This is a genomic window from Yersinia similis (assembly GCF_001053095.1).
In the GTDB taxonomy this organism is placed as follows: domain Bacteria; phylum Pseudomonadota; class Gammaproteobacteria; order Enterobacterales; family Enterobacteriaceae; genus Yersinia; species Yersinia similis.
On the sequence record NZ_CGBP01000009.1, the window covers coordinates 25,823 to 37,763 of the forward strand.

The following is an 11,941-nucleotide window of genomic DNA, read 5'->3' on the forward strand; positions in this document are numbered from 1 at the left end:
CAGATTTACTCACCTTTCACGCGTTCAATCTTCGCACCCAGCGCCCGCAGTTTATCTTCAATACGTTCGTAGCCACGATCGATGTGATAAATACGGTCAACAATTGTTACACCTTCAGCGATACAACCGGCTAATACCAGGCTAGCGGAAGCACGTAAATCGGTTGCCATAACCTGAGCACCAGAAAGCTGTTCAACGCCATAGCAAATCACGGTATTGCTCTCGATTTCTGCATGTGCGCCCATGCGAATAAGCTCTGGGACATGCATAAAACGGTTTTCGAAAATGGTTTCAGTGATAACACCCGTTCCTTCAGCCACCAAATTCAATAAACTGAATTGGGCCTGCATATCCGTTGGGAAGCCAGGGTGTGGCGCGGTACGAAAGGTAACGGCTTTAGGGCGTTTACCATGCATATCCAGACTGATCCAGTCATCACCGACTTCAATATCAGCCCCCGCTTCGCGCAGTTTAGCCAAGACCGCATCCAGTGTGTCAGGGCGTGTTTGGCGGCACACTACTTTGCCACCTGAAATGGCTGCTGCAACCAGGAAAGTACCGGTTTCGATGCGGTCAGGTAGCACACGGTATACGCCCCCCCCTAAACGGGTAACCCCCTCAATGGTAATGCGGTCAGTACCGGCACCACTGATTTTAGCACCCAGCGTATTCAGGAAGTTGGCCGTATCAACGATTTCTGGCTCACGGGCCGCGTTTTCAATCACGGTCGTCCCTTCCGCCAGTGTTGCCGCACTCATGATAGTCACCGTCGCACCAACGCTGACTTTATCCATCACAATATGAGCGCCTTTCAGACGGCCATTAACGGAGGCTTTAACATAGCCTTCTTCCAGCTTGATTTCAGCACCCAGTTGTTCTAAACCCGTAATGTGCAAATCAACCGGACGTGCGCCAATCGCACAACCACCAGGCAAAGAAACCTGACCTTGGCCAAAACGGGCAACCAGTGGCCCCAACGCCCAAATAGAGGCACGCATCGTTTTTACTAAATCGTAAGGCGCACAAAACTCATTAACAGCGCTGGCATCAACAAAAACGGAACCATTACGTTCAATTTTAGTGCCTAACTGACTGAGTAACTTAATGGTGGTATCAATGTCTTTTAGCTTTGGGACATTTTGTAGCTCTACCGGCTCTTCTGCTAACAATGCTGCGAACAATATCGGTAATGCAGCATTTTTCGCTCCGGAAATAGTGACTTCACCGCTCAGGCGAGTCCGCCCCTGCACACGAAACTTATCCATTGTGACCACTCTTGGTTGTTGTCAAATCTTGTTGTCAAATTCGAATTCGCTGCCCGCCTCAGCCACTGTTTACTACAACGGTAAATTACTACAACAGTAAATTACCATCACAGTAAACAGCGTTTAGCCAACAGCATTAAAAGCCGTTTAGTTTACGATCCCGCTGCCACTCTTGTGGCGTATAGGCCTTAATGGATAAGGCATGAATACGGTTATCGGCGATATATTCCATCAACGGCGCGTAAACAGCCTGCTGTTTCTTCACTCGGCTCATGTCGGCAAATAACTCACCCACAGCAATCACCTGAAAGTGGCTACCGTCACCAGTAACATGAGCTTCCTGCAATGCCAATGCATTCATCAGCACATCTTTAATTTCGTTAGTATCCATAAGATTCATTCTATTTTAAGAGGATCATAATCAGGCAAACATATTAGTGGAATACGGCAAGCTCTGAAACTAAAGAAAAGCCCCTGTAATGCAATTATGCACAGGAGCTTTATTATCTTACCTTCGGACTTAACACTGCAGCGATGCTAACTGGCCGTTTCCACAGGAATTATCTGCTGGAGGTTGTACAATTCAATCAACGTTGCCAGCCGGTCACTGATACCGATAATATCCAGAGAACTGCCGCGTTGGCTTTGTAACTCGCGAAAATGCACTAACAGAGCCAGACCAGACGAATCGACTCGTTGTAATTGGCTAACATCAATACGGCTCTTATCTGCCAGCAAGGTTTCACGCTGTTGCCAAAGCGGCAACAGTGTTTCACGATCCAGCTCACCTTGCAGTACCAGTGTTTCCTGCTGAGACTGCCAGCTTAGCTCACCCGCCATAATGACTGTTTATCCCTATAATTTATCTAAAATGACTACTTATCTAAGGTGATTGGCTGTTTAGCCGCACTCAGCAATTGTTGGGTCAAACCATCCACACCCTTCTGGCGCAGAATAGAGGCCCACTCATTCTGTTTAGTGCTGATCATGCTCACCCCTTCGGCAATCATGTCATAAGCCTGCCAGTTACCTGTTTGGCTATTTTTACGCCATTGGAAGTCTAACCGGACAGGTGGGCGCCCACTTGGATCGAGAATGGTGACGCGGATAGCAACGATGTTGGCATCCCCTAAAGGCTGGTCTGGTGCCACATCGTAAGTTTGACCATGATACAGCGCCAATGCCTGCCCGTATGCCTGCTCCAGATATTTACCGAATGCATTGAAATACGCTTCACGCTGTGCAGGCGTAGCATCTTTATAGTAGCTCCCCAGCACTAACGCACCAGCATATTTGATCTGAACAAACGGCAACAGCTCTTCGCGCACAATGGTGCGGAGATAATCTGGATCTTGCTTAATCTTAGGTTGTTCATTTTTTAGACGTGTAAAGGTTTTCTTCGCAGCCTCATCCATCAGACGATAAGGATTGCTTTGATCGACAGCATGAACCAGTGGTGCGATGGCCAACAATGCGACCATGAATAAACGTTTAAACATTCAGATGCCCTCTTAAGGATGTTGAGCGGGAAGAGAAGGTACCGCAGCCTGTGGAGCCGCAGTTTCAGTTGCCGGAGCCGTTTCACTTACTGCCGGGCTATCACCGCTGCTCTTGTACAGGAACTGACCTATCAGATCTTCCAGAACTAATGCAGACTTGGTGTCTTGAATGGTGCCGCCATCTTTCAAAATACTGGTGCCCATTTCCGGATCTTCAAAACCCACATTCAGCGCCAGGAATTGTTCGCCCAGTAAACCCGATGTGCGCACAGCCAATGAGCTGGTATCTGGGATCTGGTTATAGCGTTGCTGAATATCTATCGCGACGCGTGGCGTGTAATTCTTGGTATCCAAAGTGATTTCCGCCACCCGCCCCACGACTACGCCACCAATTTTGACAGGCGAGTGGTTTTTTAAACCGCCAATATTGTCAAAATTCGCGTAAATACGGTAAGTGGGCTGATTGCCCACTGACTTGATATCTGCAACTTTCAGGCAGAGGAATACGACTGCCAGAATAGCAATCAGTATAAACATTCCTACCCAGACTTCACTTTTCTTCGTTTGCATCGACTCAGTTCCCAAACATCAGTGCTGTCAGCACAAAATCCAATCCCAATACCGCCAGTGACGAATGCACTACAGTACGTGTCGTTGCCCGGCTAATCCCTTCAGACGTTGGGACCGCATCATAACCATTGAACAGCGCAATCCAGGTCACGGTAATAGCAAATACCAGACTCTTAATCAGGCAATTCAGTAAATCTGTACGCCACTCCACCGCATTTTGCATCGCTGACCAGAAGAAACCACTGTCGATCCCTTTCCAATCAACGCCGACCACTGAACCGCCCCAAATACCCACAGCAACAAAAATAGCCGTCAGCAATGGCATACTGATCAGACCGGCCCAGAAGCGAGGCGCAACCACTCGCCGTAAAGGGTCGATAGCCATCATTTCCAGACTTGAGATCTGTTCAGTGGCTTTCATTAGGCCAATTTCTGCGGTCAGGGCAGAACCGGCACGCCCCGCAAACAGTAACGCAGTAACCACAGGCCCCAGTTCGCGCAGCAGTGATAAAGAGACCATCATGCCAAGGCTGGCTTCTGCGCTGTACGTGGTAAGGATCAAAAAGCCCTGTAAACCCAGAACCATACCGATGAACAAACCGGAGACCACGATAATCAACAGGGATTGAACCCCAACGCTGTACAGTTGTTTGATTAATAATGGCCATTGTTTGCGCGGTTCAGGCCGCCCGACAAGGGCATTGAACAGCATCAAGCCTGCGCGCCCAAATGATGCGCAAACATTAATTCCTCGGCGACCTAAAGATGCTAACGACTTTACTAACATGAATACTCCATCAGCCCATCCCCTTATTGCTTGATGCTACAAGGGTATTCGCTATGTTTACTCACCTGAATCCATTACCTGTAGTAGATTTTACTTATAGATAAGCTCATCGGGATTATGTGCCTCACCAGAGGCTCCCTTGCGGGCCAGCGCCAGCGCTGTTCAACATGGTTTATAACCAATTTGTCGTTCGCTTGCTACCTGGCTGCAACGCCAATTACTCTGGATATAACAACTCGGTTTTATAATCACCGGCAGGGAAACGGAAAGGTACCGGCCCGTCGGCAATACCATCGAGGAACTGGCGCACGCGCATGTCGCTATTGGTTTGCAACTGCTCAGGTGTCCCCTCTGCGATAACATGCTGATCAGCAACTATATAAGCATAATCAGCAATACTGAGTACCTCTGGCACATCATGGGAAACCACGACGCATGTCACCCCTAAAGCATGATTCAGTTCATCAATCAGTTTTACTAGCACCCCCATGGTAATAGGGTCTTGGCCAACAAAAGGCTCATCAAACATGATTAATTCAGGATCAAGGGCAATCGCTCGTGCCAGTGCCGCACGCCGTGCCATACCGCCGGACAGTTCTGCGGGCATCAAATTGGCCGCACCACGTAACCCAACAGCTTCTAATTTCATCATCACCGTGCTACGCAGTAGCTCTTCAGGCAAACGGCTATGTTCACGTAATGGGAAAGCCACATTCTCAAATACCGTTAAATCGGTAAATAAGGCCCCAGACTGAAACAACATGCTCATTTTCTTGCGAACATCATACAAACGCTGACGCGAAAGTGCTGGAATATTATCACCATCGAACCAAATTTCACCGGTATCGGGTGCCAACTGACCGCCGATAAGGCGCAATAGTGTGGTTTTCCCAATCCCAGAAGGCCCCATAATAGCGGTCACTTTGCCGCGTGGTACGGTCATATTGATGTCAGCAAATATTAGCCGCTCACCACGGGTAAAACTCATCCCATGGATCTCTATCAAATTCATCACATTCGATGCCAGTTGTTTCATTATTATTCATCCCTTAAGGCCTTTTACGACTGATCCGTCCGTTAATGCTACATCAAATGACGGTGACAAGCGTAGCCAGAAGCATTTTGGCAACTTATTAACGCTTTTTCATCACCAAAGTAGCCATCTGTTTTACTTTTCTGATACTCACAGTCAAAATTAGGGGGTAAATAAAAAAGAGATTGAAAGTATATTTTTTAATCACTTTTGCCTACGGACAACCTTTGCCAACGCATCGGGATTATACCTAATAAAGGACTCTGCATGTTTCTTGCGATAACACTATTAATCATTGGCTTGGTTTTATTAGTGTATGGCGCTGATCGGTTAGTTTACGGTGCCGCAGTGTTATCCCGTTCTTTTGGGGTCCCCCCTCTCATTATCGGGATGACCATTGTCGGTATCGGTACATCACTACCAGAACTGATTGTTTCAGTTACAGCGGCATTGAATGGCCAAACTGATATGGCGGTGGGTAATGTGCTGGGGTCCAATATTACCAACCTACTGCTGATTGTGGGAGGGGCAGCACTTATTCGCCCGCTGACAGTACGCTCAGAGATTCTACGGCGGGAGTTGCCACTGATGCTAATGGTCACGGTGTTGTGTGGTTTTCTACTGGCAGATAGCCACCTCAGCCGCGGAGATGGTGTCATCTTACTCTTGGCTGCTGCCGCTTTTATTGTTCTGATGCTCAAAATCGCACGCCTGGCTCATGCGGAAGGGAATGATATACTAACCCGCGAGCAACTATCTGAATTACCACAAGATAGTAGCACTACCGTGGCGTTGTTGTGGCTCGTATTGGCCTTCATTATTTTACCGCTCTCCGCCAAGATGATTATCGATAATGCGACAGTCATTGCCCGGGTGGCCGGTGTCAGTGAGTTGGTCATTGGGCTGACAGTGATCGCCATCGGCACCAGTTTACCTGAACTGGCCACCTTCATCGCCGGTGCGTTGAAAGGTGAAAATGACATCGCCGTCGGCAATATCATCGGCTCCAATATTTTTAATATTGTGATTGTACTCGGTGTGCCAGCTCTACTGTCGCCCGGAGAGATCAATCCCGAGGCTTTCCAGCGTGATTATTGGGTGATGCTCGCGGTCAGTGTGGTGTTCACCCTTCTTTGTTTGGGCCGTAAACATCGAATCGGCCATCTGGCAGGCGCTCTGTTATTATGTGGGTTTATCGCTTATCTTGCGGTGTTATTTTTTGCTCCCATAAGTGCACTGTAATATAAAATTAACTACAAATTTCAATAGGTAAGAAGACGGGATGCGAAAGCAACCGACACACCTACAACGTGAAAGATGACGGTAATACCAACATTGGGCGGAAATTAAGTATGTCTACTTTTGATTTACAGCCGGGCGTGGATTTCCAGCAGGCAGGTAAGCAGGTACTTCAGATTGAACGCGAAGGGCTGGCTCAACTCGATCAATACATAAACGAGGATTTCTCCAAAGCCTGTGAGGCCATTTTTCGTTGCCACGGCAAAGTCGTCGTGATGGGAATGGGTAAATCTGGTCATATTGGCTGCAAAATTGCGGCAACATTCGCCAGTACGGGTACACCTGCATTCTTTGTCCACCCTGGTGAAGCCAGCCATGGCGATCTGGGCATGATCACGCCACAAGATATTGTATTAGCTATCTCTAACTCTGGGGAATCCAACGAAATCCTCACGTTGATTCCCGTGCTTAAGCGCCAGAGAATTCTGTTGGTTTGTATGAGCAGTAACCCTGAGAGCACCATGGGCAAAGCGGCCGATATTCACTTGTGCATTAATGTGCCACAAGAGGCCTGTCCGCTGGGGCTAGCACCAACTACCAGTACGACTGCGACACTGGTTATGGGGGATGCACTGGCGGTAGCCTTGCTCAAAGCACGGGGTTTCACGCAGGAAGATTTCGCACTCTCTCACCCAGGTGGCGCGCTGGGGCGTAAGTTGCTGCTGCGGATCAGCGATATTATGCATACTGGCACTGAGATCCCCACCGTCAGCCCTGATGCATCATTACGTGATGCCTTACTAGAAATTACTCGGAAAAGTCTGGGTTTGACCGTTATTTGTGACGATTCAATGATGATTAAAGGTATCTTTACCGACGGTGACTTGCGCCGGGTATTTGATATGGGCATTGATCTGAATAATGCAAAGATTGCTGACGTCATGACCAGCGGGGGTATTCGAGTCCCTCCGAACATGTTAGCTGTGGACGCGCTCAATCTGATGGAGTCACGCCATATCACTGCTTTGTTAGTCGCTGATGGTGACCAATTACTGGGTGTCGTACATATGCACGATATGCTGAGAGCGGGTGTTGTCTGACAATTTAGTTGAATCAATGAGCGCCGCTAACAATGCTGTAATTTCAAGCATGCTGTAATTTCAAGAACGCTGCAACTTCAAGTAAGAAGGGTTTACCCAAAGTACTTGGTGTGACAGCTAGGCAGCAAACGAATGAATCCCGATGAGCTGACATCAGTCAGTGATTCGGGTGAGTGAGCGCCGCTAACAACGCTGCAACTTCAAGTAAGAAGGGTAAGAGTTAATGAGCAACACCGCATATGTAGCCACATGCTACGGGCCAGTGGCCCATGACGTAATACAACGTGCAGCAAACATTCGTCTACTGATTTGTGATGTCGACGGTGTCATGTCTGATGGCCTGATTTATATGGGCAATCAAGGCGAAGAGCTGAAAGCGTTCAACGTGCGTGATGGCTATGGTATCCGCTGCCTGATAACCTCAGGCATTGACGTCGCTATCATTACTGGCCGCCAGGCAAAATTACTGGAAGACCGTGCCAACACCTTAGGCATTACCCACCTTTATCAAGGGCAATCTGATAAGCTGGTGGCCTACCACAAATTATTAGCTACCTTACAGTGTCAGCCCGAGCAGGTCGCTTATATTGGTGATGACTTGATTGATTGGCCCGTAATGGCGCAAGTTGGGTTATCTGTTGCGGTGGCAGATGCCCATCCGTTACTGTTACCCAAGGCGCATTATGTGACTCGAATCAAGGGGGGCCGGGGTGCGGTACGTGAAGTATGTGATTTGATATTATTGGCCCAAGACAAGCTCGAAGGGGCCACAGGATTATCAATATGAGCAGGACAAGACGCTGGATAACGATGGCCCTGGCACTGATTGCGTTAGCCTTGATTGGCTGGAATATGTCAGGTTTTAATCAACAAGATGCGCCAACAGTGGCTGATGATAATGAGCCATCGTCGCAAAGCCAGCATACGGTGACGACCGTTTTTAATCCGGTCGGCCAACTGAATTACAAGTTAGTCGCCGAAGATGTTCAGAATTTTAGCGCTAAGGAACTGACTTGGTTTACTAAACCGGTCATGACCCTGTTTGGTGACAATGCGGTGGCAACCTGGACAGTGCGCGCTGATCGCGCCAAGTTGACTGATGATAAAATGCTTTATCTATATGGTCACGTTGAGGTTGACAGCCTAACCGCCGACGCACAGTTAAAAAAGATTCGAACGGATAACGCCCAAGTGAATCTAATTACCCAAGATGTCGCCTCAGACGATGAAGTGAGTCTTTTCGGTATTGGATTTACCTCTGATGGCATGAGAATGCGTGGGAATTTGCGGGACAAAACCGCTGAGCTGATTGAAAAGGTTAAAACCTCTTATGAAATCCAAAAATAAAATAAGCCATCTTTTACTTGCCTGCTCACTTTTAGCCGCAAGCTTGTCTGCATTCGCGTTAACTGGCGATACGGAACAACCTGTCGAGGTGAAATCAGATAAACAAGCGTTGAATATGGAAGCCAATACGGCCACCTTTATTGATAACGTGGTGATCAAGCAAGGCACAATTGAGATCAAAGCCGATAAAGTGGTCGTCACGCGCCCCGGTGGCGATCAAAGCAAAATGATCATTGAAGGCTTTGGTAACCCAGTCACCTTCTATCAGATGCAAGATAGCGGTAAACCCGTAAAAGGCCATGGGCAGAAATTACGTTACGAAATCGCTAACGACTTTGTGGTACTGACCGGCGATGCCTATCTGGAACAGCTCGATAGCAATATCAAAGGTGATCGCATCACTTATTTGGTGAAAAAGCAGCAGATGGAAGCCTTTAGTGATAAAGGTAATCGCGTCACCACCGTGTTATTACCGTCCCAATTACAAGATAAAGGTCCAGCAGCATCAGGCCAAAAGAAGAGTAAGTAATCATTTATGGCAACATTAATCGCAGAAAAGCTGGCTAAGGCGTACAAAGGCCGTAAAGTGGTCGAAGACGTTAGCCTCAACGTGAAGTCTGGGGAAATTGTGGGCCTGTTGGGGCCAAACGGCGCAGGTAAAACCACGACTTTTTACATGGTTGTCGGTATCGTCCAGCGTGATGCCGGCCGTATTGTGATTGATGACGAAGATATCAGCCTCTTGCCCCTCCATGAACGTGCGCGTCGTGGTATTGGCTATTTACCGCAAGAAGCCTCGATTTTTCGTCGCCTGAGTGTCTTTAATAACCTCATGGCGGTACTGGAAATCCGCAAAGATCTGTCGGCGGAACAGCGCGAGGAACGGGCTGAAGAATTGATGGAAGAGTTTCATATCAGCCATCTGCGTGACAGCCTGGGGCAATCGCTTTCTGGTGGTGAACGTCGCCGTGTGGAGATAGCCCGTGCCTTGGCCGCTAATCCAAAGTTTATTTTGTTGGATGAACCGTTTGCCGGGGTTGACCCAATTTCAGTTATCGACATTAAAAAAATCATCAAACACTTACGCGACAGTGGCCTCGGTGTACTGATTACCGACCACAATGTGCGTGAAACTCTGGATGTTTGTGAGCGGGCTTACATTGTAAGCCAAGGGCATCTCATCGCTCACGGTACACCGCAAGATATTTTGGCTGACGAACAGGTTAAACGAGTGTATTTAGGTGAAGAGTTCCGTCTTTGAACCATGCACCTGATTTGGATCTTCTGTTTGTCGTCCATTAAGGAAAATTGATACAGCATTATGAAGCAAGGTCTGCAACTGAAGTTCAGCCAACAACTGGCGATGACTCCTCAGCTTCAGCAAGCTATTCGCTTGTTGCAACTTTCGACGCTTGAACTCCAGCAGGAGATTCAGCTAGCGCTGGAGAGCAACCCCCTTCTTGAGCAAACGGACCTTCATGAAGAGATAGATGCCAAGGAAACCGTGGACAGTGAATCGCTGGACACCCGCGAAGCGCTAGAACAAAAGGATATGCCTGAAGAATTGCCGCTAGATGCCACCTGGGATGAGATCTACACCGCAGGTACCCCATCCGGTATGGGCAATGACTACAGTGACGACGAACTGCCAGTCTATCAGGGTGAAACCACCCAAACACTGCAAGACTATCTGATGTGGCAGGTAGATTTAACACCGTTCTCTGAGACTGACGCCGCCATTGCAACCTCTATCGTTGACGCTGTTGATGACACTGGCTATCTCACTGTGCCGCTGGAAGACATTCTGGAAAGCATGGGTGATGAGAACGTAGCGCTCGATGAAGTGGAAGCAGTACTCAAACGTATTCAGCATTTTGATCCCATCGGGGTCGCTGCCCGTAACTTGCGCGAATGCTTATTGGTACAGTTATCACAATATGCCAAAGACACACCTTATTTAGCCGAAGCGCGTCTGATCGTCAGCGAATATTTAGATTTGCTAGGCAACCATGATTTCCGCATGATGATCCGCTTGAGTCGGCTAAAAGAAGATACACTTAAAGAAGCCATCGCGCTGATCCAATCACTGGATCCACGACCAGGCCAGTCGATCAATACCGGGGAGTCTGAATATGTCATCCCCGATGTTCTGGTTCGTAAAGACAAAGGTATCTGGACGGTGGAGCTTAATGCCGATAGCATTCCACGTCTGAAAGTTAACCAGCAATATGCGGCTATGGGTAACAGTGTCCGTAATGACAGTGACGGGCAGTTTATTCGTAGTAATTTGCAAGAAGCAAAATGGTTGATCAAAAGCCTTGAAAGCCGTAACGAAACGCTGCTGAAAGTGGCAAGATGTATTGTAGAACAGCAAGTCGAGTTCTTTGAGAAAGGCGCAGAATTTATGAAACCCATGGTGCTGGCTGATATCGCCCAGGCTGTGGATATGCATGAGTCAACAATCTCTCGAGTGACCACGCAGAAGTTCTTGCACAGTCCCCGAGGGATTTTTGAACTGAAGTATTTTTTCTCTAGCCACGTCAATACCGATAGCGGGGGCGAAGCCTCTTCTACCGCAATCCGCGCGCTAGTGAAAAAATTAGTGGCGGCAGAAAACCCTGCCAAGCCTCTAAGCGACAGTAAACTAACCGCTTTATTATGTGAACAAGGCATTATGGTGGCACGGCGCACCGTCGCAAAATACCGAGAGTCGTTATCCATCCCGCCGTCTAATCAACGTAAACAGTTGGTTTGACCCGAACTGAGAAGGAATAGACTATGCAGCTCAACATTACCGGTCATCATGTCGAAATAACCGAAGCATTACGCGAGTTTGTTACCACAAAATTTGCCAAACTTGAGCAATATTTTGATCGCATTAACCAAGTATATGTGGTTTTAAGTGTCGAAAAAGTAAAACAAATTGCAGAAGCAACGGTACATGTGAATGGAGGCGAGTTGCATGCAAGCTCGGAACAAGAAGATATGTATGCAGCAATTGATATTTTGGTTGATAAACTGGCACGCCAGTTGAACAAACATAAAGATAAATTGAAACAACATTAGAAGCCCTTGTTGCTGTTATTACTCAGCAAAGGTTC

Annotated in this window: 15 protein-coding genes; 8 read left to right on the forward strand and 7 right to left on the reverse strand. The window is 47.9% G+C overall.

Going from position 1 to position 11,941, the window contains the following annotated elements:
- Window positions 1–5 precede the first annotated feature (5 nt).
- The 7 genes from murA to mlaF form a co-directional block, all read right to left on the reverse strand.
- Window positions 6–1,265, reverse strand: a complete 1,260-nt coding sequence (murA, locus tag AC971_RS08775; protein WP_025381592.1) for a UDP-N-acetylglucosamine 1-carboxyvinyltransferase — start codon at window positions 1,263–1,265, stop codon at window positions 6–8.
- A 136-nt stretch (window positions 1,266–1,401) separates the two neighbouring features.
- Window positions 1,402–1,656, reverse strand: coding sequence for a BolA family iron metabolism protein IbaG (gene ibaG / locus AC971_RS08780; RefSeq protein WP_025381593.1), 255 nt, complete (start codon window positions 1,654–1,656; stop codon window positions 1,402–1,404).
- A gap of 146 nt (window positions 1,657–1,802) precedes the next feature.
- Complete coding sequence (gene mlaB / locus AC971_RS08785) at window positions 1,803–2,105, reverse strand: lipid asymmetry maintenance protein MlaB (protein ID WP_025381594.1); 303 nt, start codon at window positions 2,103–2,105, stop codon at window positions 1,803–1,805.
- A gap of 35 nt (window positions 2,106–2,140) precedes the next feature.
- Window positions 2,141–2,764: a phospholipid-binding protein MlaC gene (mlaC, locus tag AC971_RS08790; RefSeq protein ID WP_025381595.1), complete on the reverse strand. Its 624-nt coding sequence runs from the start codon at window positions 2,762–2,764 to the stop codon at window positions 2,141–2,143.
- A 12-nt stretch (window positions 2,765–2,776) separates the two neighbouring features.
- Entirely contained in the window at window positions 2,777–3,334 is a 558-nt protein-coding gene (gene mlaD / locus AC971_RS08795) for an outer membrane lipid asymmetry maintenance protein MlaD (RefSeq protein ID WP_025381596.1), read from the reverse strand.
- Between the two features lie 4 nt (window positions 3,335–3,338).
- Window positions 3,339–4,121: a lipid asymmetry maintenance ABC transporter permease subunit MlaE gene (gene mlaE / locus AC971_RS08800; RefSeq protein ID WP_025381597.1), complete on the reverse strand. Its 783-nt coding sequence runs from the start codon at window positions 4,119–4,121 to the stop codon at window positions 3,339–3,341.
- 217 nt (window positions 4,122–4,338) lie between these two features.
- Window positions 4,339–5,157 carry a phospholipid ABC transporter ATP-binding protein MlaF gene (gene mlaF / locus AC971_RS08805; RefSeq protein ID WP_025381598.1) on the reverse strand — a complete coding sequence of 273 codons (819 nt, stop codon included), beginning with the start codon at window positions 5,155–5,157 and terminating at the stop codon, window positions 4,339–4,341.
- Between the two features lie 264 nt (window positions 5,158–5,421).
- Here mlaF and AC971_RS08810 point away from each other — a divergent pair, with 264 nt between their 5' ends.
- The 8 genes from AC971_RS08810 (at window position 5,422) to hpf (ending at window position 11,906) form a co-directional block, all read left to right on the forward strand.
- The gene (locus tag AC971_RS08810) at window positions 5,422–6,396 is read left to right on the forward strand and encodes a calcium/sodium antiporter (RefSeq protein ID WP_025381599.1); all 975 of its coding nucleotides are present in this window, start codon (window positions 5,422–5,424) and stop codon (window positions 6,394–6,396) included.
- A gap of 110 nt (window positions 6,397–6,506) precedes the next feature.
- A complete protein-coding gene (gene kdsD, locus AC971_RS08815) occupies window positions 6,507–7,493 on the forward strand; it encodes an arabinose-5-phosphate isomerase KdsD (RefSeq protein ID WP_038402032.1) in 987 nt (328 codons plus the stop codon).
- 223 nt (window positions 7,494–7,716) lie between these two features.
- Window positions 7,717–8,280, forward strand: coding sequence for a 3-deoxy-manno-octulosonate-8-phosphatase KdsC (kdsC, locus tag AC971_RS08820; RefSeq protein WP_025381601.1), 564 nt, complete (start codon window positions 7,717–7,719; stop codon window positions 8,278–8,280).
- Entirely contained in the window at window positions 8,277–8,840 is a 564-nt protein-coding gene (gene lptC / locus AC971_RS08825) for an LPS export ABC transporter periplasmic protein LptC (protein WP_025381602.1), read from the forward strand. Before kdsC ends, lptC begins: the two co-directional genes overlap by 4 nt.
- A complete protein-coding gene (lptA, locus tag AC971_RS08830) occupies window positions 8,824–9,369 on the forward strand; it encodes a lipopolysaccharide ABC transporter substrate-binding protein LptA (protein ID WP_025381603.1) in 546 nt (181 codons plus the stop codon). Before lptC ends, lptA begins: the two co-directional genes overlap by 17 nt.
- Window positions 9,370–9,375: 6 nt before the next feature.
- On the forward strand, window positions 9,376–10,101 hold the full coding sequence (lptB, locus tag AC971_RS08835) for an LPS export ABC transporter ATP-binding protein (protein ID WP_025381604.1): 726 nt from the start codon (window positions 9,376–9,378) through the stop codon (window positions 10,099–10,101).
- Window positions 10,102–10,161: 60 nt separating this feature from the next.
- Window positions 10,162–11,595, forward strand: coding sequence for an RNA polymerase factor sigma-54 (gene rpoN / locus AC971_RS08840; RefSeq protein WP_025381605.1), 1,434 nt, complete (start codon window positions 10,162–10,164; stop codon window positions 11,593–11,595).
- Between the two features lie 23 nt (window positions 11,596–11,618).
- On the forward strand, window positions 11,619–11,906 hold the full coding sequence (gene hpf, locus AC971_RS08845) for a ribosome hibernation promoting factor (protein ID WP_004392031.1): 288 nt from the start codon (window positions 11,619–11,621) through the stop codon (window positions 11,904–11,906).
- Window positions 11,907–11,941: the final 35 nt, after the last annotated feature.

Bases quoted from the DNA above. Each gene is read 5' to 3' on its own strand.
- murA (WP_025381592.1), bottom strand. From the start codon at position 1,265: ATGGATAAGTTTCGTGTGCAGGGGCGGACTCGCCTGAGCGGTGAAGTC.
- ibaG (WP_025381593.1), bottom strand. From the start codon at position 1,656: ATGGATACTAACGAAATTAAAGATGTGCTGATGAATGCATTGGCATTG.
- mlaB (WP_025381594.1), bottom strand. From the start codon at position 2,105: ATGGCGGGTGAGCTAAGCTGGCAGTCTCAGCAGGAAACACTGGTACTG.
- mlaC (WP_025381595.1), bottom strand. From the start codon at position 2,764: ATGTTTAAACGTTTATTCATGGTCGCATTGTTGGCCATCGCACCACTG.
- mlaD (WP_025381596.1), bottom strand. From the start codon at position 3,334: ATGCAAACGAAGAAAAGTGAAGTCTGGGTAGGAATGTTTATACTGATT.
- mlaE (WP_025381597.1), bottom strand. From the start codon at position 4,121: ATGTTAGTAAAGTCGTTAGCATCTTTAGGTCGCCGAGGAATTAATGTT.
- mlaF (WP_025381598.1), bottom strand. From the start codon at position 5,157: ATGAAACAACTGGCATCGAATGTGATGAATTTGATAGAGATCCATGGG.
- AC971_RS08810 (WP_025381599.1), top strand. From the start codon at position 5,422: ATGTTTCTTGCGATAACACTATTAATCATTGGCTTGGTTTTATTAGTG.
- kdsD (WP_038402032.1), top strand. From the start codon at position 6,507: ATGTCTACTTTTGATTTACAGCCGGGCGTGGATTTCCAGCAGGCAGGT.
- kdsC (WP_025381601.1), top strand. From the start codon at position 7,717: ATGAGCAACACCGCATATGTAGCCACATGCTACGGGCCAGTGGCCCAT.
- lptC (WP_025381602.1), top strand. From the start codon at position 8,277: ATGAGCAGGACAAGACGCTGGATAACGATGGCCCTGGCACTGATTGCG.
- lptA (WP_025381603.1), top strand. From the start codon at position 8,824: ATGAAATCCAAAAATAAAATAAGCCATCTTTTACTTGCCTGCTCACTT.
- lptB (WP_025381604.1), top strand. From the start codon at position 9,376: ATGGCAACATTAATCGCAGAAAAGCTGGCTAAGGCGTACAAAGGCCGT.
- rpoN (WP_025381605.1), top strand. From the start codon at position 10,162: ATGAAGCAAGGTCTGCAACTGAAGTTCAGCCAACAACTGGCGATGACT.
- hpf (WP_004392031.1), top strand. From the start codon at position 11,619: ATGCAGCTCAACATTACCGGTCATCATGTCGAAATAACCGAAGCATTA.